The sequence below is a fragment of the Nocardia sp. NRRL WC-3656 genome, assembly GCF_000720265.1.
GTDB lineage: Bacteria > Actinomycetota > Actinomycetes > Mycobacteriales > Mycobacteriaceae > Nocardia > Nocardia nova.
Window position 1 is genome coordinate 115,689 of sequence record NZ_JOJF01000011.1, and the last position, 24,971, is coordinate 140,659.

Consider the following 24,971-nt stretch of genomic DNA (forward strand, 5'->3'; position numbering starts at 1 on the left):
TGCGCTGCCTCCTGACCAGCCGCCGCGGCGGATGATGGTCCCGGTTCGCTCATCGACCTGGTACATCGCTCGATGGACGAATTCGGCGAGCCAACCGGGCATCTAACGATTCGTCGCGGAAAACCTCGCGGATAATCACGAACCGATGGACCGTGCGATCGACCCCGAAACGTAACCGAATCGCCGTATTCCGCGTCACCCGGTCGCCGTGGGCTCGGTCTCCGCGGTGGTTTCGGGCGCCGCCGCGGGCCGCGCGAGAATTTCGACGATCAGCAGCAGCGCTCCCGCGACCAGCACGATCCCCACCACGACCAAACCGGTCGCGTAGGGCCACAGCACCAGCACGAGCACCGCGCCGGCCAGCACGGCGAGGCGCAGCGGTGTGCGGTAATGCGCGACGAACGACTCGACCACGTTGGGCGGGCGCCCACGCCGACCGCGGACGGCGACCATGAGCCGCCCGAAGCCGGAACGCACGGACTGCGCCGAATGAGACGACCCCGCCAGATATCCCACCGCGGCCACGACCAGGCTGACGACCGCGACCGCGCGCAGCGACACCCGCATCGGGTGGATCACGGTATCGAACAGCGCGGAGGCGGCCGGTGGCGACAACGTGTCGGGCGGAACGGAATCGAGGTAGACGCTGCGAGCGATCACCACCCCGACGGCCAGCAGCACCATCGCGACCGCACCGGCGACGCCGACGAGTGCGAGGGTCCGCAGCCGCCGGCCGCGGGGAGCCAGCCACACCGCACCCGCCGCGGTGGCCAGCGCCACCCACGGCAGGATGTTCGCCGCGCGGTCGAGCGTGCGCAGCCATTTCTGGTACTTGGGCAGCTCGGTGGCATGGAAGATGACGAATTGCGCGTCGACATCGGGAATCTTGTCGGCGAAGCTGATTCCGCGTGCGTCGAGCCGTTCGCGCACGGTCGCGAGGATCGGCTTCAGCGAAATGCTCACGGTGCCGTTGTCGCTGACCTCGATTCCGGGTCTGGTCTCCCCCTTGACCACATGGACCAGTGCGTCGTGCGCGCGGCGGTTGGCCGTGTCCCACGCCTCGCGGAACTGATCGCTGGTCACCACGGCCGTCGCGGCTTGGTGGATGTAGTTCTCGGCCTGGTCGGCCACCAGCGCGGGCAGACTGTTCAACGCCGCGACGGCACGGGGGCGATCCGACAATTGCCCGACGTTCTGCGTGAGCGCGTTGACCGCATCCGCCGTGTACGCCTTGATGTCGACGCGACCGACGATCGCATCGGTGATCTTGTCGGCCAGTTCCTTCTGGATCGCCGGATCGGTGGCCAGCGGTGCGACGGTCGTGACGTAGCGGTCGGTATCGAAGATCTGGCTGCGCACGAACCGCGTCGTCACCGATCCGATGATCAGTAGCGCGGTCAGGACCAGCAGCAGCACGACGCCGGTCCAGCGCCAGGCGTGCCGATGAGAAGTGCGCGGTGGATGCGCTGCGACATACGCGCGCAACCGCTCGAGTTCGGCGCGATCATCGGTGGACAGTTCCGCATTCGACGCCGGCGGGCGAGCATCTCGATCTTCGGCGGACATGATGACTCACACCCTTCCGGGCCGATCGACACGGCCCAGAACTGATTCGGCGCCGCTGCCCTCGGGGGGACAACGCGTCCGCCGCCGATCCCGGATCGATCCCACACCGTGACCCGACGGTGCTGCCCGGTACGGATCAGACGGGTCGCTCGCGAGAAGCACCGCCCGCGAACCGCGCCTTATTCGTGGGGCAGCTCGCCGGTGACGATGTGGTCGGCGAGGTTGAGTCCTTCCCGGACGAGGCGGGCGAGGTGGCCGTCTCGGATGCGGTAGATGATGCGGCGGCCTTCGCGGCGAGTCTCGACCATGCCGGTGAAGCGGAGTTTCGCCAGGTGCTGGCTGACCGCGGTGCGAGAGCCGCCGCAGGCCTCGGTGAGGGCGGTGACGTCGGCCTCGCCGTCGGCGAGAGCCCAGAGGATGTGCAACCGGGTCGGGTCGGCGAGCATCCGGAACACCGAGGTGGCGGCTTCGAGGCGGGCCGGGTCGGGTTCGACGATGTGCACCAGGCTCGGCGGCAGGGCGCCGACTGCGGGGGTTTCCTCACCGGTCATGGGCTGGTTCACCGACTTCCTGCTGTGGCCATCTGCGCACCCGACGATACGTGCACCGGCCACATTCGCGCGGCAACCACGGCGGCCACGGCCGCCAGGACCATCAGGGTCAGCGCCGCGCCGGCCTGTCCGGCAGCGGCGCCCAGCCAGCCGGCAATCGGATAGGTCACCAGGAAGCAGGCGTGCGAGAGCGAGAACTGCGCGGTGAACACGGCCGTGCGGGTGCTGCCGTCGGATTGGGCGCGCAGCAGTCGCGCCGAGGGCGTGTTGATCAGCGAGGTGCCCACCCCCATGATCGACCAGGCCACCCCCAGCAGCACCCAGCCCGCGCGTGGTCCGGGCTCGACCGCCGCGAGCGTCGCGGCGCCGGCGAGGCCGACGGGCAGGATCGCGCACCCGATCAGCATGAGGCGCCGATCAGGAATGCCGGTGAGCAGTCGCGGGATCGCCAGCGCGGCGATCATCGAACCGCCGCCGAAGCAGCCCAGCGCCACCGCCACCGCAGGTGCCGGCCCGTGCAGCAGGTCGCGGACGTAGACCACGGTATTGACCACGACCAGCGAAGTCGCCGCGGCGACAGCGACATTCATCGCCAGCAACCCGCGCAGCACCGGACTCGCCGCCATGAGCCGTGCGCCCCAGGTGATCCGGGCCGGCAGCGAGCCGGAGCGGTCGGCGGGCACCGATCGAGGGAGCGAGGTGCGCACGACCATGATCGCGGAGGTCGCGAAACCTGCCGCGGTGCCGACGAACAGCAGGTGGTAGCCGACCACGGTCAGCAATGCCGCCGCCAGTACGGGACTGAGCAGCGATTCCAGGTCGTAGGCCAGCCGCGAGAGCGACAGCCCGCGGGTGTAGTCCTCCTCGTCCGGCAGAATCGACGGGATGACCGCCTGGAATGCCGGGGTGAAGGTCGCCGAGGCCGCCTGCAGCACGAAGATCAGGACATAGATCTGCCAGACGTGCGTGACCAGCGGCAACAGCAAGGCGATGACCAGCCGAACCACATCGGCCGAGACCAGCAACATGCGCCGCGGCACCCGATCGGTCAGCGCCGAGACCACCGGCGCCACGCCGACATAGGCGACCATCTTGATCGCGAGTGCCGTGCCCAGCACCGCACCGGCATCGGATCCGGCCAGATCGTAGGCCGCCAAACCCAGCGCGACCGTGAGCAGACCGGTTCCGACGAGGGCCACCACCTGTGCGGTGAACAAGCGCCGGAAACGGTCGTGCCGCAACACCTCCAGCACGTCGGGCCTCCAGAATCCGCAGGACGCATCGAACACGGCCAGTTTAAGACAATAGGTGCGCAATTGCGAACTTATTGTCTCTTCAACGCGTTGCGATCGCGCCGCGCCACGATTCGATCTCTGCCGAGGAGTGGAGGTAGGTTCGGGTCGACAGGCCGGAGATACGCCGTCGGCGAGAGCGCAAGGAGGTCCAGCGTGCATGGGATCTCGCTCGAGGCGGATCGGTGGCGGGAACGGCTGCGCACCAATCTGTGGTTCGTCCCGACGCTGGAAGTCCTGGCCGCGGTGGCGCTGTTCGCACTGACCTTCACGCTCGACCGCGCGGCCTACCACAACGGCACGAGCCTGCCCACCTGGGTGCTGGGCGGCACGCCCGATGCGGCACGCCAGGTTCTCACCGCCATCGCGGCCGCGATCATCACCGTGGTCGGTGTCGTCTTCTCGATCACGATCCTGGCGCTGACGCTGGCCTCCACCCAGTTCGGGCCGCGCATGCTGCGCAACTTCATCCGCGACCGCGGCACCCAGGTGACGCTCGGCACCTTCGTCGCGACCTTCGTCTACGCCATCGCGGCACTGGTGTCGGTCGGCGAGAATTTCGTCCCGCACATCAGCGCGACGGTGTCGATCGGCTCGCTGGTGGTGGATCTGGCGGTGCTCATCTACTTCATCAATCACATCGGCGGGCAGATCCAACTGCCGAATGTGGTCGCCGACATCGCGCGCGAAGTGCGCACGGCGGTCGACGCCAATGCCGACACCACCGCGAGCGGGGCGAAACACGGTCCGTCGGCGCGGGAACTCCGCGATCTGCTGGCCCGCTCCGGTGGCGCGGTGCGCACCTCCAGTAGCGGATATCTCCAGTACATCCGCTACGAGCGGCTGGTCCGGCTGGCCGCCGAAGCGGATGCGGTCATCCATTTACCTTATCGCCCAGGACATTTCGTGACCGAGGGGCAGGTGATCGCGCGGGTGTGGCCGGCACAGGCCGCGAAGGGGATCGAGAAGAAATTCTCCCGAGGCCACGTCACCGGTTCGATGCGCAGTCTGGTGCAGGACGTCTCCTTCGGCGTCGATCAGATCGTCGAGGTCGCACTGCGTGCGCTCGCCTCCGCGACCAACGACACCTTCACGGTGCTGACGTGTATCGATTGGCTCGGCGACTGCCTGTCGCGGATCGCGGTCACCTGGGAGCCGAATCCGGTGCGCCGCGACAAGGACGGTCATATCCGGGTGCTCGCCGCCCAGGTCAGCTACGAGCGGCTGGTGCAGCGCGCGTTCGAGAAGATCCGCCAGGCGGGTGCCGGGCAGCCGGCCGTGATGATCCGCCAGCTCGACGCGCTGGCACAGATCGCCGACCGCGTCACCGACCCCGACCGGCTCCGGGTGATCCTCGAACAAGCGACGATGATCGAGCACGCCGTCCCGCTCATCCCGGAAGAACCCGACCGCGCCGACGTCCTGCGCCGCTGCCACGCCCTGCGCGGCCAGATCGCGGCGGAGCGCTCAACGCTCGACACGCGATCGCGAAAGACCACGCTCACACCGAATCCGAAGCCGTAGCCCGCGGCGCTCAGGTCGGATCGCCGCCACCGATTCGACAATTCTTCGCGCGATGTCGATTCCGGCGGCGGCCGTTCGTATAGGAGGTGAGGGGCGCGATCGTGCGCGTTCCCGGAATCGAGAGGAGCAGGGCGATGCGAGCGATCACGGTGACCATGAATGTCACGCTCGACGGTGTCGTACAGGGGCTGGGACGCGCGGACGAGGACACCCGGGGCGGTTTTCCGTTCGGCGGCTGGGGGCAGCGATTTCAGGACGAGGTGCTCGCCCGGGAGATGGGCGGGGATATGGCCCGGCCCGGCGACATGCTGTTCGGGCGGCGCACCTGGGAGGACTTCACGACCGTATGGGGACGGGCGGACGACAACCCCTACAGCAAACATATGAACGCGGCGACGAAGTACGTCGCATCGACCGGGCTCGACGACGTCGACGCGTGGCAGAACTCGATTCTGTTGCGCGGCGACGCGACTCGGACCGTGCGCGAACTGAAGGCACGTCCGGGAAAGGATCTGTCGATCATCGGCAGTGCGGCTCTGGTGCGCAGCCTGCACGCCGCCGGGCTGATCGATCGGTACACGCTGGTGATTCACCCGCTCACGCTCGGCGCGGGGACCAGGTTGTTCGAGGGCGCGGCGCCGTTGACCGAATTTCGCCTCCTCGGTAGCGTCGCGACCACCGCGGGCGTGATCATCGCCCGCTACGCCCGGCGCTGAGGAGAGGGCCGTGCCCGAATATCTGCTCTCTATCTACCAACCCGACAGTGGGGCGCCCGATGCCGAGACCATGGACCGGATCGTCGCCGAATTGCACCGCCTCAACGAAGAATTGCGTGAGAGCGGGTCGTGGGTGTTCACCGGCGGCCTGCACGCGGCGGACAGCGCGACCGTGGTGCGAGCCGACGGGCTGATCACCGACGGGCCCTATCTGGAGGGCAAGGAACATATCGGTGGCATCTGGGTGATCACCGCGGCCGATCTGGACGCGGCGCTGGCCTGGGGACGCAAGGCCGCGGCGGCCACCACGTTGCCGATCGAAATCCGCCCGTTCCGGGATGTTCCGCCGTTCTGACGCGATGACACCGGATCGGATCGCCGCCGTCTTCCGAGCCGAGTACGGCCGGGCCGTCGCCGTGCTGATTCGCACGCTCGGCGATATCGACCTGGCCGAGGACGCGGTCGCCGACGCCTTCGCCACCGCGCTGCGCCGCTGGCCGCAGGACGGGCCGCCGCCGAGTCCGGCCGGGTGGATCATCACCACCGCCCGGCGCCGAGCCATCGATACGCTGCGCCGCGAATCCGCCAGGGCCCGCAAGTACGCCGAGGCCGCGATCGTACACACCCCGACCGACGACGCCGAGGAGACCTCCGTGCCCGACGAGCGCCTCCGGCTGATCTTCACCTGCTGCCATCCGGCACTGAACCGGCCCGCGCAGGTCGCGCTGACGCTGCGGCTGCTGGGCGGGCTGACCACGCCCGAAATCGCCCGCGCGTTCCTGGTCCGGGAGGCGACGATGGCGCAGCGACTGGCCCGCGCCAAGGCCAAGATTCGCGACGCCCGTATCCCCTACCGGGTGCCCGGCGAGGCCGAGCTGCCCGAGCGACTCGATTCGGTGCTCGCCACCCTGTTTCTCATCTTCAACGAGGGATATGTCGCCTCGTCGGGCACGGAACTGCTGCGCGCGGACCTGTGCGAGGAGGCCGTACGGCTCACGCGCGCACTGGTCGAGTCGATGCCCGACGAGCCGGAGGCGGCGGGCCTGCTCGCCCTCATGCTGCTCACCCACGCTCGCCGCGACGCCCGCACCGATGCGACCGGCGCCTTCGTCCGGCTCGCCGACCAGGACCGCGGCCGCTGGGATGCCGCACTGGTCGCGGAGGGCCGGGCCATCGTCCGCACCTGCCTGCGCCGCAACCGCCCCGGCCGGTATCAGCTGCTCGCCGCGATCAATGCCGCGCACACCGATCCGGTCACCGACTGGACGCAGATCCTCGCGCTCTACGACCGGTTGGCGCGCCTGGACCCGAATCCCGTTGTGGCACTTCATCGAGCGGTGGCGGTGGCCGAGGTCGACGGAGCGGCCGCGGCGCTGAGTCTCGTCGACAGCCTGGACCTGACCGAGCACTACCTGTTCCATGCCGTCCGCGCGGATCTGCTTGCCCGCCTGGGCCGGACGGACGAGGCGAGACGCGATTTCGATACCGCGGCCCGCCTCACCGGAAATCAACGCGAACGCGACTACCTGGCCACCCGAAGTGCCGCGCTCACATCCCGCTGACCGGTCAGCGCGCCCGCGCCACCGCGCGAATCGCGCGCAGCCGCCCGTCGGCCAGCGCATCGGTGAGATGTGCTGCGCGCGTGGCGAAGTCGGGCACGAAGGCGTGCAGGCCGAGCGGGCTCGGCGGTAGCTGTCGCACCATCCGCATCACGGCCACGGCCTCGTCGGTGCGGTCGTCCCACCGCTGGACGGCGAATCCGGCCGCCTCGATCGTCGTCCGCAGGGTGGCGGGCGTGGTGAGGTGACCGAAGCCGGGGCTGTCGGCCCACGGGAGCGGATAGTCGGGTTCACCGGCGCCGGAGGTGGTGATATCCCAGAGCGCGAGCCGTCCCCCACGCGCCAGAACTCGGCGCATTTCGCGGTAGAGGCCGTTCTTGTCGGCGATATTCATCTGGACGTGCTGACTGAATACGACCTGGAAGGCGCCTTCCGGAAACGGCAGTGCGGTGACATCGGCGCACCGCACGGTGATGCGGTCGTCCAACCCGACGAGCCGGTCGAGCCAGCGAGCGATCTCGCAATACTCCTCGACCAGATCGACTCCGGTGACCCGGCAGCCGAATCGGTCCGCCAGATATCGGGCGGTGCCGCCGATGCCGGTGCCGGCGTCGAGAACCTCGGTGGCGGAGGAGATGTCGACCAGGTCGGCCAGTTCGCCGGTGGCGATGCGCCCACTGGTGTGGAAGTCCTCGAGCATCGCCAGATCGTCGAGCCGCAGGCGGCCGAGATCCTTTCCGGCGGCCAGCAACGCCCGTTCGATATCGGCCCGGGCCGCGCCGGTGGCGTACTGGGCGGGGATCTGGCTGCGAGTCATGTGCTTGCTCCGATACAGAGGGAATTCCCGGCCACTCGGCGACCGACCTTGCCATTTCATGCTAGGACGAGAAAGTAGAGTTTTTCAACTAACAAATTCAGAATCTCTACTTCAGGCCGATATAGTGGACATATGCGAAGCTACGGCCAGTACTGTTCGATCGCCCGCGCGCTGGATGTGGTGGGCGATCGCTGGACCCTGCTGATCGTGCGCGAGCTGCTGATCCAGGGACCGTGCCGATTCACAGATCTCAAGAACGGGCTGCCCGGCATCGCCGCGAATCTGCTGTCCACCCGCCTCCGCGAACTGGAGGACGCCGGATTGATCGACCGCGCCGACGCGCCGCCGCCCGTCGCATCGGCTCTCTATCGGCTCACCGATGCGGGCCGGGAACTGGAACCCGCACTGCGAGCATTGGGACGCTGGGGACTGCGGTACATGGATACGGTCGACCCGGACGACGCGTTCCTCCCGCAGTGGCTGGCCTACGCAGCCGGATGGTTCACCGCCGACGCCGATCCCACGGCCGCACCGGTGGTGATTCAACTCGTCGTCGACGAGGTGCGTGCGGTCGTCGACATCGGCGCAGGTCGCGTCGAGACCCGCGTCGGCAGCACCGACGCCGCCGATCTGATCCTCGACGGACCCGCCAATGCGGTCCTCGGCTTGCTCACCGGCGTGATCGATCTGAATGTGGCACAGCAGCTCGGCCTCACCGCACGCGGCGACCACGACGCACTCACCCGCCTGCGGCCCGTCGCGCAAGGCTCATAACCTTCGCACAGGCGAGACCGCGGGCGCGGACATCGGCACAACTGCCCGGAGACAGCGCAACACCCGCGCCGCTTCATCGTGGCGCGGGTGTTGCGTTGTCTCCCAGCGGGTTTCAGAGATGGTCGGCGTCGATCACGGCCTGCGCGAAGGCCGCGGGCGCTTCCTGCGGGACATCGTGGCCGACCCCGGGCAGCGTGCGGTGTTCGTACTTGCCGGTGAACTTCGCGCGGTAGCTTTTGCCGTCGGCATTGGCGCTGTCGAAATCGCTGCCGATGGTGAGCGTCGGGACGGTGATCGCCGGGCCCTGCGCCAGCGCGGTCTCCTCCGCGGCGTACTGCGGTTCGCCGGGGACCAGGCCCAGACGCCAGCGGTAGTTGGAGATCACGACGTCGACATGGTCGGGATTGTCGAACGAGCCGGCGCTGCGGTCGTAGGTGGCGTCGTCGAAGTTCCACTTCGGCGAGGCGGTCTTCCAGATGTACTTGTCGAAGTCGTGGACGTTGCGGCGGTAGCCGAGCACACCGCGGTCGGTGGCGAAGTAGTACTGGTACCACCAGCCGGCCTCCGCGGCCGGTGCGAGCGGCTGCTGATTGGCCGCGACATCGGTGATCAGGTATCCGCTCACGGCAACCAGTGCCTTCACCCGCTGCGGCCACAGCGCGGCGATCACATCGGCCGTCCTTGCCCCCCAGTCGTATCCGCCGAGGATCGCCTTGTCGATGTGCAGCGCGTCCATGAGCGCGACGATGTCGTGCGCGACCGCCGCCTGCTCACCGTTGCGCGCGGTATCCGGAGACAGGAATCGCGTCGGACCGTAGCCGCGCAGATACGGCACGATCACCCGGTAGCCCTGGGCGGCCAGCCGCGGGCCGACATCGATGTAGCTCGCCGGGTCGTAGGGCCACCCGTGGATCAGCACGACCGCCGGGCCGTTCTCCGGACCGTATTCGACGTAGGCGGTGTCGAGGACACCGGCGGTGATGTGCTTGATCGGCCCGAGCGTGGTGTGTTCACCGGCGCCGACGCCCGCGGCGCTCGCCGGGGCGGCGGGAGCCTGCGCATCCGTACCCGACGAGCACGCCGCCAGCGACGCCGCTACCGCTGCCGCCGCGATGATCTGCGCGAACCGCTTCTTGGTGAACATCTGCTCATCTCCCGTGTTCTCGTCCGCCGCGCCCGCTGCCACAGCTGCGATACGAGAAACGGTAGGCGGCACTGGTGTGCTGTCGCGCCCGTCGGATGACGGTATGTGCGTACGTCATCGCGCGCGGGCTACGTCACCGGATCCGTCGCGGTGCGCAGTGCGCCGGCCAGTTCGGCACGGGAGGTGACACCGAGTTTCGGGAAGATGCGGTGTAGGTGGGTGCTGACGGTGCGATGCGACAGATACAGCCGCTGCCCGATCTCCCGGTTGGTGAGCCCTTCGGCGGCCAGCTGCGCGATACCCAGTTCGTGCGGGGTCAGGCTGTCGCGTGCGTCGGGGTCGCGGCGCGGGCTGGTCTCCCCCGCGCCCCGCAGTTCGCGCCGCGCGCGATCGCCCCAGGGCCGCGCGCCCAGCGCGTCGAAGGTGTCGCGGGCCGCCCGCAGATGTGCTCGCGACTCGACGATGCGCCGCTGCCGTCGCAACCACTCCCCGAAGGCGAGCTGGACGCGGGCGCGTTCGAGCGGCCACCCGTCCGGATCGGCGTCGAGAGCAGCGGTGAACAGGTCTTCCGCGGACTCGGCCGACGCGAGCAGGGCGCGGGCGTAGCGCAGGCCGACATGCAGGGCCGGTGACGGACTACGCCGGGCCGGCTCCTCGAATTCGCGCACGATCTCCTCCGCCTCCTCGACGCGCCCGGCGCGCACCGCGGCCTCGACCAGATCGCCCACGACGTAGGCGCGCAGGGCGAGCTGATAGGCCGGGTCGGCGGGGTCGAGAATTCGGCGCAGGTCGGCGAGCGCGTCGTCGTAGCGGCCCTGTCCGAGCGCGACGAGAGCGCGGGCCCGTTGCACGGTGGCCAGTACCGGTCGCGCGCCGGCGGCCGCGCCGATCCGTTCGGCCTCCTCCGCTCGCTCGACCGCTTCATCGAAATCGCCTCGTAGCGCGGCGATTTCGGCTCCGACGGCGACGGCGAGACCGTACATGAAGTGCTGGCCGGTTTCCGGTCCGAGGCGCCCGGCCTCGGCCGCGGCCGCCGCACCGCCCACCAGATCACCGGTGCGCGCACAACTCCAGGCCCGCACCGCCAGCGCCCTGGTCAGCAGGCCGAGCCTGCCCTGTTCCCGCAGGCCGGTGATCGCCGTGGCGGAGAAGCGGCCGGCCAGCGCGAAGGCGCCGATCTGCAACGCCGCGCTGCCGAGATAGCGGTCCACCTCCGGATCGGCGCCGGTGCGCCCGGCCAGTGCGCGCAGTTGCTCCGAGACCGTCGCGCCGCGCTCGAACGGGGCCACATAGGCGGTGATCGCCACGATCCGCGGATCGCCGGCGGGCAGACCCATAACGTCGGCGACGGTCAGCAGGGCGCGGCGCGCGTCCGGACCCGGCTCGGACCAGAAACAGCGCATGGCGGTGCCCCACAGGATGCGCATCGCGAGGTCCCGATCTCCGTCCACCGCAACGGTTTCGGCTAGTTTCGCGAGTTCGGTGGTGCGGGCCGGATCCTCACCGACGCCGTCGTCGAATCCGCTGACCAGCCAGGTCGCCAAGGCGCGCTGACGCGAGTCGAGATCCTGGCGACCGGCTTCCCGCAGCAGCCGATCCACGGTGTCGCGCTCGCCGGATTCCACCGCCAGCTCGGCGGCGCGCAACAGTCGTCCCACCCGCGCTGCCGGCGTCTCGGTCAGGCGCGCGGAGTGTTCCAAGGTCGCGATCGCCGCCGCCACCCCGCCCCGGCGCAACGCCCGCTCGGCCGCGGCCTCGAGTTCGGCCGCTGTGGCATCGTCCGGTCCGGTGACGGCGGCCGCGTGATGGCGGGCGGCACGGTCCGGCTGCTCGCGCAGGGTCGAGGCCAGTGCACGATGGGCGGCGCGGCGGGCGGGCGGTTGCGCCCCGGCGGGGATCGCCGACCGCATCAGCGGATGACGGAATCGCACTGCGCCGGAATCGATCTCGATCAACCCCGCGGTGACGGCGGGGGTCAGGTCCGCGTCGTCGACCGGGCCGCCGAGCAGCAGTGCGGCGGCCGCGAGCGTTTCCGCTACCGACAGTTCGTCGAGCGCGGCGAGCAGCAGGACGGTGCGGGTAGTCTCGGGCAGCTGATCGGCCCGCAGACCGAACGCACGTTCCAGCCGCTCGGTGAGCGGCAACGCCACCTCGGGCCGGTCGGTGGCCGAGGGTAATTCCTTCAGCGCCAACGGATTTCCGGCCGCGGCCGCCAGGACCCGTTCTCGCCGGTGATCGTCGAGGCCGGGCGCGGCGGTGTCGAGCAGCTGCCGCGCCTCCTCCTCGCCCAATCGCGAGAGTGCCAGCGTCGGGTGCCCGGCCTGCGACAGCGCCGCCTGCGCGTCCCGGGTGGCGGCGACCAGCACAATCGGCTCGGATTCCAGTCGGCGGGCGAGGAAGCCGAGCACGCCGGCGGTGGCGGCATCGAGCCAGTGCAGGTCCTCCACCACCAGCAGCAGCGGCTGTTCGGCCGCCCGATCGCTGAGCAGGGTCAGCAGCGCCGCACCGATCAGATATTCGCTTGGTGCGACCGCGTCGACGAATCCGAGCGCGGCGTTCAGTGCCGCGGCGTGGGTGGGCGGCAGCGCATCGATGCCGGAACGCAGCGGGAACACGATCTGATGCAATCCGGCGTAGGGCAGCTGCTGTTCGGCCTCGGTCGCGGTCACGGTTACGACCCGGACGCCCGCCAGCCTGGCCATCACCGCGACCTCGTGCAGCAGCGCGGTTTTGCCGATCCCCGCTTCACCCGCGATGACGACGACGCCGCCGCGCTCGGCGATGCCGGTGATCGACTCGTCCAGATATTTGAGTTCCGATTCCCGTCCGACCAGCGACATCCGTGAGCACTCCTGTCCGGTCCCGGCACCGGCCGGCGCCGGTCACCGCGGGGCGATAGCAACACACCGAGCGAACTCGGCATGCCGTCGACACTATCGGTTCCACAGGCGAACCAGCGGACTCCGGGGCGCGATCCCGGCCGGGAACAGGCTCGGAATGCCGCCGCGACGGCGGCGATGAACACCACCTCGCCGCATCGGCCTGCCAACGCACGAGCGGCAACCCGACCTGGCCTTTTCCGTGCGATGCGGTCCCGGCTGTTATCGTCGGGCGGAGTCGGTAGATCAAGGAGACCAGACATGGTTGGTGAACTCGACATCTCCGGATAGACCCGGAAGTCACGGCCACCGGTAGGCGCACGCGGCGCCGCCGACGTGGCCATGTCGTCGTTCACCCGATCACCCTGCGGCGCGATCGCACCGTGCCGCAACGACTTTCGAGGTCTCACCATGTCCGATGCCTTCATCGTCTGTTCGAACCTGTCGTTCACCTGGCCCGACGACACCCCGGTGTTCCGGGATCTGTCCTTCAGCGTGCCGGGCGGACGGACCGGCCTGGTCGCCCCCAACGGCGCCGGGAAGACCACCCTGCTGCGCCTGATCGCCGGCGAACTGACCCCCTCGGCGGGCAGCATCACCGTCGACGGCGTCCTCGGATATCTGCCGCAGAATCTGCCGCTGACCGGAGAGCTGACGGTCGCCGAAGTACTCGGCATCGCACCGGTGCTGGCCGCGCTGGCGGCCGTCGAATCCGGCGACACCGACGAGCGGCACTTCACCACCATCGGCACCGACTGGGACATCGAGGAACGCACGCGCGCTCAACTGGACCGGCTCGGGCTGGGCGCGTTGCCGCTCGACCGGCGGCTGCACACCCTCAGCGGCGGGCAGATCGTCTCGCTCGGACTGGCCGCACAGCTCCTGCGGCGACCGGATGTGCTGCTGCTCGACGAACCCACCAACAACCTCGATCTCGAGGCGCGCCACCAGCTCTACGACGTGCTCACCGAGTGGAACGGCTGCCTGCTGCTGGTCAGCCACGACCGGGCCCTGCTCGACCGCACCGATCGCATCGCCGAACTCTACGACGGCGAAATCCGTTACTACGGTGGCAGTTTCACCGACTACGAGCAGGCGGTGCAGGCCGAGCAGGCGGTGGCGGAGAAGAACATCCGCACCGCCGAACAGGAGGTCAAGCGCGAGAAGCGGGAATTGCAGCAGGCTCGCGAACGCGCCGCGCGCCGGGCGAGCAACGCGCAGCGCAATCTCGGCAACGCCGGACTGCCGAAGATCTTCGCCGGCACCATGAAACGCAATGCCCAGCAATCGGCGGGTCGCGCGAACGAAACCCACGGCGCCCGTCTCGACGCCGCGAAGAACCGCCTCGACGAGGCCGGGCGGGCGCTGCGCGAAGAACAACGCATCGTGCTGAACCTGCCCGACACCGAGGTCCCGGCCGGCCGCACGCTGTTCGCCGCCGAGCACATCCGGTTCCGCTTCGGCGAGCGCGAGTTGTTCACCGGCGAGGGCGCCGATCTCACCGTCCGCGGACCCGAGCGCATCGCCTTGACCGGACCCAACGGCGCGGGCAAGTCCACGCTGCTGCGCATCGTGCACGGCGATCTCACCCCCGACAGCGGTACCGTCACCCGCGCCGACGGCCGGATCGCCTACCTGTCCCAGCGGCTGGACCTGCTCGATGCCGACCGGACCGTGGCGGAGAATCTGGCCGCCGCCGCCCCGCAGCTGCCCGCCGCGCAGCGGATGAATCTGTTGGCGCGCTTCCTGTTCCGCGGCTCGCGCGCCCATCTGCCGGTCGGCGTCCTCTCCGGCGGGGAGCGACTGCGGGCCACACTGGCCTGCGTGCTGTTCGCCGAACCCGCGCCGCAACTGCTGCTGCTCGACGAACCCACCAACAACCTCGATCTGGTGAGTGTCGGACAGCTGGTCGGCGCCCTGGAGTCCTATCGGGGCGCGATCGTGGTCGTCAGTCACGACGAACACTTCCTCGCCGAGGTGCGGGTGAGCCGGCGCGTGCGACTCGCGGACGGCCGCCTGGCCGACGACAACGCCGCCGTATCCGCCGAACCCCCGTCTCCCCGATAACACCCGACGGCTCCGAAAGGGAGCGTGGCGGCGGTCGAATCGAGCGTTTCGTCCGCCGCCACCGGGGGGACGACCGGTTTCGGTATCACGCGGATCGCGCGTCGGGGCGGCTCGCGTGCGCGCTCACGCCCCGTCACCGACCGTTCCCACCATTGGCAGGTACGACCTTCTGCCCGCCACTAGAATCGGCGTGTTGTCGTACCTACCGCAGCGATCGGTAACCACCGATTAGCCCGAGTCGCACACAATCCACACTCCCCTGCGCGCCGGCGCCATCCGCCCGGCGCCGGATTTCCGCAAAACTGCTGCTGACGCGCCCCACTCGGGGACATCGGCGGTAGGCCCGCGCCCGCTCGCCGATACCTCACGCGAAAAGTATTTCCGGAGAAGGCTTTTCACATTAGATCTTCCGAAACAGGCCATCGATCTGCACGTTTCGTGTGTAGGCTACCGCCCGGTAGCTGTTCGACGGCCGAGGGGTGGCGGCTGATGTAGTAGACGAGGATCCGGTGATGCAGGGCAGGGAATCCGTCGAATCTCCCCATTTACCCGACACACTCGGCGCCGGCCGGCGCACCTGGGCGTTCTGGCTCGGCCTGACGGCCACCACCGGCGGGGTGCTGCTCCACCTGCCGATGTTCCGGATGGCGCGGGACATGGGCTACCGCATGGCGGGAATGCCCATGGACAACGCGATGATCTGCGGTATGGCGCTGATCGTGGCCGGACTGGCGCTGACCACCTATGGACTCTTCCCGATCCGGTCGGTGCACGAGCGAGTGGTCGCGCTGCGGGTGCGCGCACTCGACGACGCCCCCATCAATCGCGTGCACGTGGTGCTCATGCTGGTGATGGCGGCCGCGATCACCATCGATGTGATGAAGCCGACCACACTGTCGTTCGTGGTGCCCGGCGTCGGCGCCGAGTACCACTTGAGAACACCGGCCAACCCGCATATCGACGCGCTGCCGGTGGCGTTGCTGCCACTGTCGGGCATCGCGGGCACCGTACTCGGATCATTCCTGTGGGGCTGGCTCGGCGACCGGATGGGACGCAAGGCCGCGATCCTGCTGGCCGGAATCTTCTTCGTGGGCACCTCGATCTGCGGCGCGATGCCCAGTTTCGAATGGAACGTGGCGATGTGTTTCGTCATGGGCCTGGGCGCCGGTGGGATGTTGCCGATCGCGTTCACGCTTCTGTCGGAGACCATTCCGGCCCGGCATCGCGGCTGGTTGCTGGTGCTGATCGGCGGTGATATCGCGGGGGCCTATATCGTCACCAGTTGGCTTTCGTCGACCATCGGGCACACCTACAGCTGGCGCAGCCTGTGGCTGCTCGGGTTGCCGACAGGATTCCTGCTCGTGCTGCTGGTGCGCTGGATTCCGGAATCGCCGCGCTACCTGCTGGCCGTAGGCCGCCACCGCGAGGCCGAAGACGTGCTGCGCACCTACAACGCCGAGATCGTCCCGGTGGAGCACAGCGAACTGGCTGCCGAGGACGGTGTGCGCGACGGGTTCGGGCAACTGCTGCGGCGGCCGTATCTCGGTGTGACCGTGGTGTTGTCACTGATCGGACTCGGCGTCGGGTTGGTCACCTACGGATTCCAATTGTGGTTGCCGACGAATCTGCGCGCGCTCGGCTTCAGCGATGTGACCGCCGACCGCATCCTGCGCGATTCCGCACTGATCGGATTCCCGCTGAACTTCGTCGTCGCCTACTGCTATCACCGGTCCACCAAATGGACCCTCATCACGCTGGGCGCGCTGCTGGCGGTGACCCTGGCCGGTTTCGTGATGCTCGGCGACCATGTGGCCGACCACCGGCTGCTGCTCAATATCCTTCTGGTAGTGCCCATCTGGGGTTCCAGCTCGATCGTGGCGGTGATCATCGCCTACGGCGCGGAGATCTACCCGACCCGGATCCGCTCGCGCGGCAGCGGTGTCGCGGCGGCCATGACGAAGGCCGGCGGCGTCGGTGTGATCGCACTGGTGGTGCTGGCGGTGGCCGCGCCCTCGATCAGCGTCATGGCCTTGATCAGTGCGGTGCCGATCGCGCTGGCGACGATCGCGGCGGTGGTCTACATCGTGGAGACGCGGCGCCGCTCGCTGGAGGACATCACCGCCGCGGAACTGCGAACGGTGGCGGCGGCATGAGCGCGACTGCCTGTGAATCCGGTGCCGCGGTGGCACAGTCGTTACGAGATCGCTTGATCCACGCGACTATTCAACTCATCTCAGCGGAGGGCCTGACCTCCCTGACCGTGCGACGAGTGTCGCGGATCTGCGAAGTGTCGACCATGGCGATCTACTCCAATTTCAGCGGAATGCCCGGACTGCTGCGCGCGGTGGGCTCGGCCGGATTCGCCCAGCTCTCGGCCCGGCTGGCCGAGTGTGGGTGCACCGACGACCCGATCACCGACATTCTGGTGCTGGGCTTCGTCTTTCGCGATGAAGCGCTGCGCAAACCCGAACTGTTCCGCCTGATGTTCGCCACCGAATCACCCAGGGCGGAGGTGAAGCTGCATCGCGGCAACATCCTGTCCGGTACCGGTGATTCGGACTTCGACAACTTCGCCGAGAGTTTCGACCACGTGGTGCGGGCGACCCAGCGCGCCCTCGACGCCGGCCTGGTTCGCGCGGAGAACGCACGGGCGGCGGCGGCCCAATTCTGGACGGGTCTCTACGGTTTCATCCAGCTGGACATGGCCGGGCTCTACGGAGACGAGGGCGTCGGCGAGGTGCTGCTGCCCTCGATCGTGAACATCATGATCGGCATGGGCGCCGATCCCGAGTGGGTGCAGCGCTCGGTGCACCGCGCGGTGGAGCGCGTGCTCTCACCCACGTCCTGACCGGCGGCGCAGCCGCACGCCGGCGCGCTGCATGCGAGCCATCGCGCGTTCGGCGAAACCGTTGCGCTTGGGTATCAGTTCGAGTTGCAGCAACAGTTCGTTCAGGTCCCAGGTGGCCTTGCTACGCCAGATCAGCCCCTCGCGAAACTGCCAGATGTCGACCACGAACAGGTCGAATTTCTTGCCGGTACCGGCGAATCCGGGCGGATCGATCGGCCCCGTATTGGTGCCGGTCATCCGCCACGGCACGATCGCGGCCAGCCCGTCGGCGGTGACGGCGGGCTCGAACACGAGGTGATAGGCCACATCCGGAAACGAGCGCACGGTGTCGTCGACGAATGCCGCGACCGCGGACCGGCCGATCATGACGTGTTCTTCGGACGGGTCGAGCCAGCGGGTGTCCTTGCTGACGCAGGCGGCGACGGCGGCGGCGTCACCGGCGTTCCACCCGGCGATGTAGTGGTCGACGAACCCGCGCAGCCAGGCGGGGTCGGTAATCGGGTCGGCTCCCGTATCGAGCGCGAATTCACCGGATTTCATGACGGCTGAATGTACCCGAATAACAATGTCATGAATCGCGGTGACATTGTTATTTCACCGGGCCCGGCGCGCACGCCGGCCGATAACGATGTCATTGTTCGATCATATGGCGCAGATGGCCGCAAATAACATCGTCATGGCTCGGACATAATCACTGTCGAGCTCCGGGAAATAACATCGTCAGCCCGAAAATAACACTGTCAGCAGGCCGGATGTCATTTCGAAATTCAGCGCACCATGCCCTCGAGTCAACTCTCACAACGACTTTCGACAATTCTCCAACCGCCGCGAGCGGTTCGTATCTATGCTCCCTGTTGTTCATATATGAATGGTTCGACCGCTTCCGTGCACATGTGCACGACTCGATGCAGACAATCAGAGGACCGCGCAATGTCCGATGCAGCAATCGTCGGGATCGGCTGTCGTTTTCCCGGCGGTATCGACGGTCCGGACTCGTTCTGGAATTTCGTGCTCCGCCGTGGCGACGGCATCGTCGAGGTCCCGGCGGATCGGTGGAGTCTCGACAAGTTCTACGACCCGGATCCCGACGCCCCCGGGCGCATGTACACCCGTCACGGCGGCTTCCTGACGCAATCGCTGTGGGATTTCGACGCCGACTTCTTCGGCATCTCCCAGCGCGAGGCCGCCATCCTGGACCCGCAGCAGCGGCTGTTGCTCGAGGTGGCCTGGGAGGCACTCGACGACGGCGGGATGGCCGGGCGGGTCGGCGGGCGCGATATCGGCGTATTCGTCGGCGGCTTCATGATGGACAACGCGGTGAGCCGCAACGTCGTTCGCGCCTCGATCAACTCGCACACCCCGACCAGTTCCTCGCACACGCTGCTCTCGGCCCGGATCGCGTTCCTGCTCGATCTGCACGGGCCGACCATGACCATCGACACCGCATGTTCGTCGTCCCTGGTGGCCCTGCACCAGGCCGTGCGAGCGCTGGAGACCGGAGAATGTTCGGCGGCGATCGTCGGGGGCACCAACGCGATGCTGCAGCCGGAGACGTTCGTCTCCATGTGCAAGGGCCGGTTCCTGGCCGTGGACGGGCGCTGCAAATCCTTCGACGCCGATGCCGACGGGTACGGCCGCGGTGAAGGTGCCGGTGCGATCGTCGTCAAACCGCTCGACGCGGCAGTCCGTGACGGCGACCGCATCTACGCCGTGGTGCGCGGCAGCGGGGTGAATCAGGACGGCCGCACCCTGGCCGTGCCTGTCCCGAATCCGGTTGCGCAGCAGCAACTCGCCGAGCGGGTGCGGCAGCAGGCGGGGATCGCCGCGCACGACATCGGCTTCGTCGAGGCGCACGGCACCGGAACTCCGGTGGGCGATCCGATCGAGATGACCGCGCTGGGCGCGGTGTACGGCGCCGTGCCGGAACGCACGGAGGCACTGCCGGTCGGGTCGGTGAAGAACAATATCGGGCACACCGAGGCCGCGGCGGGCGTCGCCGGCGTTATCAAGGCCGCGCTCACCGTGCATCACCGCACGATCGCCCCGCAGGCACGGCTGGACAAGCCCAATCCGGAGATCGATTTCGACGGCCTGGGCCTGCGGGTTCCGTTGCGCGCCGAACCGCTGCGGCAGCCGGTGGTCGCCGTCAACAGCTTCGGCTACGGCGGAACCAACGCGCATGTGCTGATCGGGCCGGCACCCGAGACGGCCGAACCAGCCCGCACCGCATCGTCTCTGCCCGTCCTGCCGTTGTCGGCGCGAAACGAGTCCGCGCTGCGCGTGCTGGCGGCCGAGCTGTGCGTGGCATCGGATGCGGTGCCGCCACACCACCTGACCGCCGCGGCATGGGTGCGGCGCGCACACCACCCGCTGCGCACGGCCTTCGTCTACACCGACGGCGACGATCTCCGAGCGCAGCTGACCGAATTCGCGGCCGGTGGCGGCCGGACACCCGCACGAGCGATCTCCGAGGGGAGCACGGATCCGGTGTTCGTGTTCAGCGGAATGGGGCCGCAGTGGTGGGCGATGGGCCGGGCTCTGCTCGAAGCCGACGGTCCCGGCGCCGCCGCCGCTCGCGAGATCGATCGAGAGTTCCGGGCACTGGCCGGCTGGTCGGTTCTCGCGGAATTGCTCTGTGACGAAGACGATTCGCGGATCACCCGCACCGAGATCGCCCAGCCGGCGAACTTCGTCGTGCAGGCAGCGCTCACGGCCGAGCTGGCCGCGCTGGGGATCCGTCCCGCCGCGGTGGTCGGCCACAGCGTCGGCGAGGTGACCGCTGCCTACGTATCCGGTTCGCTGACAGCGGCGCAGGCGGTCGCGGTGAGCTATCACCGTTCCCGGTTGCAGGCCACCACCGCGCACACCGGCGGCATGCTGGCAGTCGGTCTCGCGGAGGCCGAGGCGCGGGAACTGACGGCAGACGCCTCCGATATCGATATCGCGGCGGCGAACAGCCCCTCGGCGGTCACACTGGCAGGCGATGTGACGGTACTGCGCGACCTCGCCGACCGCCTCACCGCCGACGGCACGTTCGCACGGATGTTGCGGGTGGAAGTGCCGTATCACAGTCGCCGCATGGATCCCGTTCTCGACGAGCTGCGCACCGAACTCGCAGCCCTGTCCCCCACGGCGGCCACAATTCCGGCCTACTCCACGGTCACCGCACAGCGTGCGACCGGTGACGATTGGGATGCCGACTACTGGTGCCACAATGTGCGCGACACGGTGCGGTTCGCCGACACCGTCGCCACGATGCTCGCCGACGGGCACCGGGTGTTCCTGGAGATCGGTGCGCATCCCGTCCTCAGCGGCAGCATTCGCGAAATTCTGCTGGATCACGGCGTGACCGGGGCCGCCGTGCCGACGCTGGCCCGCGGTAGTGACGACCACGCGAATCTGCACAACGCCCTCGCCGACCTCTACCGCGCGGGAACGCTCGACGGTGACCGGCTTCCCGCCGGAATCGACACGGCCACACCGCATCTGGACCTGCCACGCTATCCGTGGCAGCGCCGGCGCATCTGGTCGCAGCAGCCGGAGACCGAACTCGACCGGCTCGGCACGCCCGGCGGGTTCGCCCTGCTCGGCGACCGGACCGCGGCCACCGCACCGGAATGGGAGGTGCAGCTGTCGGTATCGAATCTGCCGTGGCTGCACGACCATGTGGTCGCGCAGGCGGTCGTGCTGCCCGGCGCCGCCTACCTCGACGCCGCGCTCAGTGCGGTCGCCGCGCGCACCGGCCGCGACACCTTCGGCCTGGAAGGGGTCGAATTCGTCAGCCCGCTGGTGATCGACGACCACGATGTACCGGTCGTGCGGATCGGGGTGGAGGAGAGCACCCGGCGTTTCACGATCCGATCCCGCCCGGCCACCGGCTCGGACTGGACGGTCAACGCCTACGGCCGGCTCGTCGAGGCCGATGTCGACTCCTGTTCGGTGGAGACGGATCCCGCGGCCGATGCGGTCGAGATCGCGAGCGACACGGTCTACGAGCGAATGGCCGCACACGGACTCCGCTACGGTCCCGCCTTCCGCCGGTTACGCCACATCGTCGTCGGCGCCGACACCGTGGTCGCCCGCGTCGACGGCAGCGATCGCGATCCCGCCCACCGCCATCTTGCGCACCCGGCCATCGTCGATGCCGCGCTGCAGTGCTTCGCGGCGCTGTACGCGAACAAGTCCGGCCCGCAGCCCGATTCGGACGAAGATGTCGTCGTTCCCGCGTCGATATCGGGAGTCCGTCGACACGGCCCCCTGCCGGAGGATCCGGTGGTGGTCGTGACGCGCGATCCGGCCGACGCGCTGCGTGCCGACATCCGGATCGCCGCCCCCGACGGCACGGTCGCGATGAGCCTGCTGGGGGTGCGGTTCCGTAACCTCACCGCCACACGCTCACTCACCGAACGGCTCGACGATCTGTTCTACGAACCGGTCTGGGAGATCGTCACCGACAGCGGCGACCCCGCGGCCGCCCCGGCTCCGGACGAGGCGTTCGTGGTGATCAATCTCGGGGCGCAGATCTGCCAGCGCGCCAAGGAGATCGCCACGTCGCGAACGGTCGAGCCGGTGACGGTCGGCGAGCACTCCGGGTCGTACGACGCCGCCGCCCTCGCCGATCTGTTGCGGACCGCCGCGCTGGACTCGAGCAGCCTGCGCGTGGTGGTCGCCGCCGGTGAGGATCTCGACCCCGCCGCCGGCGTACACGGCACGGCAGAGGTCGCCCGCGCGGTGAAACAGCTTCTCGCCGAGACGGATTCGGGTGCGGTCGAGGTCCGGGGGGTGATCGTCACCGAGAACGCATTGTGTCTGCCGATCGACGATTTCGCCCGCCTCGACCATGCGGCGCTCACCGGCGCCCGCCGCGAACTGCTCAACGAACTACCGGCCGGGCACTGGCGGCTCGTCGATACCGAACCCGGCACGCCCGCCGCCGACATCATCGAACGAATCTACGCCGACACCAGCATCGACGAGGTGGCGTTGCGGGCCGGTGCGTGCTGGACGATTCGCTGGCGGCACACTCTCCCGGCGCATATCCGGGAGTGGGAAACCCCTGTGCCGCTGGTGGATCCGCAGCAGTCGTATCGACTCGACATCCCGCGGTCGCGGTTGCTTCCCGATCTGGCCCTGGCCACCGCGGACCGAGTCGCCCCCGGCCCGGACGAGGTCGAGATCCGGATGCAGGCGGTGGGCCTGAACTACAAGGACGCGCTGAAGGTGCTCGGTGTGCTCACCGAGCGTGAACTCGAGGGCACCTTCTTCGGCACCGAGATCGGGATGGACGGATACGGCGTCGTCGAACGGGTCGGCAGCGCGGTGACCGGGATCGCGCCGGGCGACGAGATCTTCGTCGTCGCACCCGGAATCGTGCGCAAGTTCGTCACCCTGCGCACCGATACCGGCGCCACCACCGTGATGGACATCTTCGAGCCCGGCACCTTCGATCCGCTTCATTGCACCTCGGTCATGCCGCTGTTCACCGCGGAGATCGGGTTGCGGGAGCTGGCGCGCGTGCAACCGGGTGAGACCGTACTCGTGCACGGCGCGGCCGGCGGTATGGGTATGGCGGCGGTCCAGGTCGCGCTGCGGCTCGGCGCCCGGGTCATCGCGACCGCGGGCACCGCCGAGCGCCGCGAACGGGTACGGGCGGCGGGCGCCCACGAGGTACTGTCCTCGCGGTCGATCGGGTTCGTCGACGAGGTGCTGCGACTGACCGGCGGCGCGGGCGCCGATGTGGTCTACAGTTCGGCGCCGGGTGAGATCCTGCAGCAGAACTTCCGGGTCGCGGGAGAATTCGGCCGCATCGTCGATATCGGCAAGGCCGACATCTACGGATCGGGAACCATCGATCTGCGGCCCTTCGACCGCAACCTGTCGTTCTTCGCCGTCGATATCGACCGCATCCTCGCCCGGCGCCCGGAGCAGGTCCGGCGGGCCGCGCGGCGCGTGGTGCAGGCCCTCCATGCGGGCGAGTACACGCCGCTGCCGAATACTGTCTTCGGCCTGGGCGAGCTGACCGCGGCCTTCGAGACGGTCGCTCGCTCGGCGCAGATCGGCCGGGTGGCACTGGATCTGCGCGCGGACCACCCGCAGGTCCGGCATCTGCCCCGCGAAGTCGACATCGACCCGGCGGCGAGCTATCTCGTCACCGGCGGGTTCGGCGCCTTCGGACTGGCGACGGCCCGGCAGCTGGTGCGTCGCGGCGCCCGCAATCTGGTTTTGGTGGGTCGCGGCGGCGCTCGCACCGCGGCCGCCCGCGCACAACTCGCCCGCTTCGCCGCCGACGGAGTACGGGTGCGCGCCGAACGGGTCGATGTCGCCGACTACGGCGCCGTGGCGGCTCTGCTGGACCGGATCGCCGCCGACGGAGCACCGCTACGCGGACTCGTCCACGCCGCGGGCGTGGTCAACAACACCGAGATACCCGAGGTCACTCCGGAATCGCTGCACGAGATCTTCCGGCCGAAAGTGCTCGGTGCGCTCAATCTCGACCGGGCCACCCGTGCCGCCGGACTGGACCTGGACCTGTTCGTCCTCTACGCCTCGGCCAGCGGCATCGCCGGGCTCTCGCCCCAATTGGGTTATGCCGCAGCGAATTCCGTCCTGGACACCCTGGCCTGGACGCGGCGCGTGCAGGGGCTGGCGGCGATCTCGGTGGATTGGGGGTTCATGCGCGGCGACGGGGGGATGGCCGATTCGCGGGCGGTGTCGCGCTATGCGGAGATGACCGGTTACGGGTCCCTGGACATGGATTTCGCGACCGCGCTGCTGTGGGAAACCCTGCGGCTGCCGGTCACCCAGTGCGCAATCCTCGACATCGATTGGAGCCAATGGGCGCTGGCGCACCGATCCTCGGCACGCGCACCACGTTTCGCCGAACTGGTCGCGGCCGCCGGGGACGGCGCGGGCGGCGTGGGCGCGCTGCGCGCGGAAATTCTGGCACTGGACTCCGAACAGCGCAGCGAGGTGGTCGCCTGTCTGCTGGCCGAGCAACTGGCGATCGTGCTCGGCGTCGATGCCGACACCGTGGATCTGGCGACACCCACCAGCGAACTCGGCCTCGATTCGCTGATGGCCATGGAATTCGGCGCGCGTGTGGTGAAAAGCCTCGGCGTGAAGATGTCGGTGCTGTCCATCGGCGCCGGCCTGTCGCTGGCCGGTCTCGGGGTGAAGATCGCCGCCCAGATCGCCCAGGAAGAAGCAACGTCCGACCGTACGGCAGCGTGAGGAG

At 68.8% G+C, this 24,971-nt stretch carries 16 protein-coding genes; 9 read left to right on the plus strand and 7 right to left on the minus strand.

Translation table 11 applies throughout. From position 1 onward, the window contains the following. Positions 1–195: 195 nt before the first annotated feature. The 3 genes from IG65_RS0116935 to IG65_RS0116945 form a co-directional block, all read right to left on the minus strand. The gene (locus IG65_RS0116935) at positions 196–1,566 is read right to left on the minus strand and encodes a hypothetical protein (RefSeq protein ID WP_051756277.1); all 1,371 of its coding nucleotides are present in this window, start codon (positions 1,564–1,566) and stop codon (positions 196–198) included. Between the two features lie 179 nt (positions 1,567–1,745). Beyond that, positions 1,746–2,117 carry a metalloregulator ArsR/SmtB family transcription factor gene (locus tag IG65_RS0116940; protein WP_030515890.1) on the minus strand — a complete coding sequence of 124 codons (372 nt, stop codon included), beginning with the start codon at positions 2,115–2,117 and terminating at the stop codon, positions 1,746–1,748. Positions 2,118–2,125: 8 nt separating this feature from the next. Next, positions 2,126–3,370 (minus strand): MFS transporter, encoded by a 1,245-nt coding sequence (locus IG65_RS0116945; RefSeq protein WP_030515891.1) that lies wholly within the window; start codon positions 3,368–3,370, stop codon positions 2,126–2,128. A 195-nt stretch (positions 3,371–3,565) separates the two neighbouring features. On the opposite strand from IG65_RS0116945, the gene IG65_RS0116950 reads away from it, so the two are divergent. From IG65_RS0116950 to IG65_RS0116970, 4 genes are all read left to right on the plus strand, one after another. Next, positions 3,566–4,933, plus strand: coding sequence for a DUF2254 domain-containing protein (locus tag IG65_RS0116950; protein ID WP_081879530.1), 1,368 nt, complete (start codon positions 3,566–3,568; stop codon positions 4,931–4,933). A gap of 134 nt (positions 4,934–5,067) precedes the next feature. Next, the gene (locus IG65_RS0116960; RefSeq protein ID WP_030515893.1) at positions 5,068–5,649 is read left to right on the plus strand and encodes a dihydrofolate reductase family protein; all 582 of its coding nucleotides are present in this window, start codon (positions 5,068–5,070) and stop codon (positions 5,647–5,649) included. A 10-nt stretch (positions 5,650–5,659) separates the two neighbouring features. Beyond that, complete coding sequence (locus tag IG65_RS0116965; RefSeq protein ID WP_030515894.1) at positions 5,660–6,004, plus strand: YciI family protein; 345 nt, start codon at positions 5,660–5,662, stop codon at positions 6,002–6,004. A 4-nt stretch (positions 6,005–6,008) separates the two neighbouring features. Continuing rightward, positions 6,009–7,211, plus strand: coding sequence for an RNA polymerase sigma factor (locus tag IG65_RS0116970; RefSeq protein WP_030515895.1), 1,203 nt, complete (start codon positions 6,009–6,011; stop codon positions 7,209–7,211). Between the two features lie 4 nt (positions 7,212–7,215). On the opposite strand, the gene IG65_RS0116975 is transcribed toward IG65_RS0116970, so the two are convergent. Further along, positions 7,216–8,025, minus strand: a complete 810-nt coding sequence (locus IG65_RS0116975; RefSeq protein ID WP_030515896.1) for a class I SAM-dependent methyltransferase — start codon at positions 8,023–8,025, stop codon at positions 7,216–7,218. 132 nt (positions 8,026–8,157) lie between these two features. Here IG65_RS0116975 and IG65_RS0116980 point away from each other — a divergent pair, with 132 nt between their 5' ends. Next, positions 8,158–8,799, plus strand: coding sequence for a helix-turn-helix domain-containing protein (locus IG65_RS0116980; protein ID WP_030515897.1), 642 nt, complete (start codon positions 8,158–8,160; stop codon positions 8,797–8,799). Positions 8,800–8,911: 112 nt separating this feature from the next. Here the strand turns inward: IG65_RS0116980 and IG65_RS0116985 are convergent, their stop codons facing one another. Both IG65_RS0116985 and IG65_RS0116990 read right to left on the minus strand, forming a co-directional pair. Then, the gene (locus IG65_RS0116985) at positions 8,912–9,943 is read right to left on the minus strand and encodes an alpha/beta fold hydrolase (RefSeq protein WP_030515898.1); all 1,032 of its coding nucleotides are present in this window, start codon (positions 9,941–9,943) and stop codon (positions 8,912–8,914) included. A gap of 128 nt (positions 9,944–10,071) precedes the next feature. Beyond that, positions 10,072–12,783 carry an AAA family ATPase gene (locus IG65_RS0116990; RefSeq protein WP_030515899.1) on the minus strand — a complete coding sequence of 904 codons (2,712 nt, stop codon included), beginning with the start codon at positions 12,781–12,783 and terminating at the stop codon, positions 10,072–10,074. Between the two features lie 450 nt (positions 12,784–13,233). Between IG65_RS0116990 and abc-f the strand changes: the two genes are divergently transcribed. From abc-f to IG65_RS0117005, 3 genes are all read left to right on the plus strand, one after another. Further along, positions 13,234–14,889, plus strand: a complete 1,656-nt coding sequence (gene abc-f, locus IG65_RS0116995; RefSeq protein ID WP_030515900.1) for a ribosomal protection-like ABC-F family protein — start codon at positions 13,234–13,236, stop codon at positions 14,887–14,889. 512 nt (positions 14,890–15,401) lie between these two features. Next, positions 15,402–17,042 (plus strand): MFS transporter, encoded by a 1,641-nt coding sequence (locus IG65_RS0117000; RefSeq protein WP_063833641.1) that lies wholly within the window; start codon positions 15,402–15,404, stop codon positions 17,040–17,042. Beyond that, positions 17,039–17,737 carry a TetR/AcrR family transcriptional regulator gene (locus IG65_RS0117005; RefSeq protein ID WP_063018788.1) on the plus strand — a complete coding sequence of 233 codons (699 nt, stop codon included), beginning with the start codon at positions 17,039–17,041 and terminating at the stop codon, positions 17,735–17,737. The genes IG65_RS0117000 and IG65_RS0117005 overlap by 4 nt, the downstream gene beginning before the upstream one ends. On the opposite strand, the gene IG65_RS34790 is transcribed toward IG65_RS0117005, so the two are convergent. Next, complete coding sequence (locus IG65_RS34790) at positions 17,723–18,277, minus strand: nuclear transport factor 2 family protein (protein ID WP_051756283.1); 555 nt, start codon at positions 18,275–18,277, stop codon at positions 17,723–17,725. The genes IG65_RS0117005 and IG65_RS34790 overlap by 15 nt on opposite strands. 390 nt (positions 18,278–18,667) lie before the next feature. Here IG65_RS34790 and IG65_RS0117015 point away from each other — a divergent pair, with 390 nt between their 5' ends. Then, positions 18,668–24,967 carry a type I polyketide synthase gene (locus IG65_RS0117015; RefSeq protein ID WP_030515904.1) on the plus strand — a complete coding sequence of 2,100 codons (6,300 nt, stop codon included), beginning with the start codon at positions 18,668–18,670 and terminating at the stop codon, positions 24,965–24,967. Positions 24,968–24,971: the final 4 nt, after the last annotated feature.

Coding starts and splice junctions, on each gene's coding strand:
- IG65_RS34790 (WP_051756283.1), bottom strand. CDS start 18,277: ATGAAATCCGGTGAATTCGCGCTCGATACGGGAGCCGACCCGATTACC.
- IG65_RS0116935 (WP_051756277.1), bottom strand. CDS start 1,566: ATGTCCGCCGAAGATCGAGATGCTCGCCCGCCGGCGTCGAATGCGGAA.
- abc-f (WP_030515900.1), top strand. CDS start 13,234: ATGTCCGATGCCTTCATCGTCTGTTCGAACCTGTCGTTCACCTGGCCC.
- IG65_RS0116990 (WP_030515899.1), bottom strand. CDS start 12,783: ATGTCGCTGGTCGGACGGGAATCGGAACTCAAATATCTGGACGAGTCG.
- IG65_RS0116960 (WP_030515893.1), top strand. CDS start 5,068: ATGCGAGCGATCACGGTGACCATGAATGTCACGCTCGACGGTGTCGTA.
- IG65_RS0116980 (WP_030515897.1), top strand. CDS start 8,158: ATGCGAAGCTACGGCCAGTACTGTTCGATCGCCCGCGCGCTGGATGTG.
- IG65_RS0116970 (WP_030515895.1), top strand. CDS start 6,009: ATGACACCGGATCGGATCGCCGCCGTCTTCCGAGCCGAGTACGGCCGG.
- IG65_RS0116975 (WP_030515896.1), bottom strand. CDS start 8,025: ATGACTCGCAGCCAGATCCCCGCCCAGTACGCCACCGGCGCGGCCCGG.
- IG65_RS0117000 (WP_063833641.1), top strand. CDS start 15,402: ATGCAGGGCAGGGAATCCGTCGAATCTCCCCATTTACCCGACACACTC.
- IG65_RS0117005 (WP_063018788.1), top strand. CDS start 17,039: ATGAGCGCGACTGCCTGTGAATCCGGTGCCGCGGTGGCACAGTCGTTA.
- IG65_RS0116985 (WP_030515898.1), bottom strand. CDS start 9,943: ATGTTCACCAAGAAGCGGTTCGCGCAGATCATCGCGGCGGCAGCGGTA.
- IG65_RS0116940 (WP_030515890.1), bottom strand. CDS start 2,117: ATGACCGGTGAGGAAACCCCCGCAGTCGGCGCCCTGCCGCCGAGCCTG.
- IG65_RS0117015 (WP_030515904.1), top strand. CDS start 18,668: ATGTCCGATGCAGCAATCGTCGGGATCGGCTGTCGTTTTCCCGGCGGT.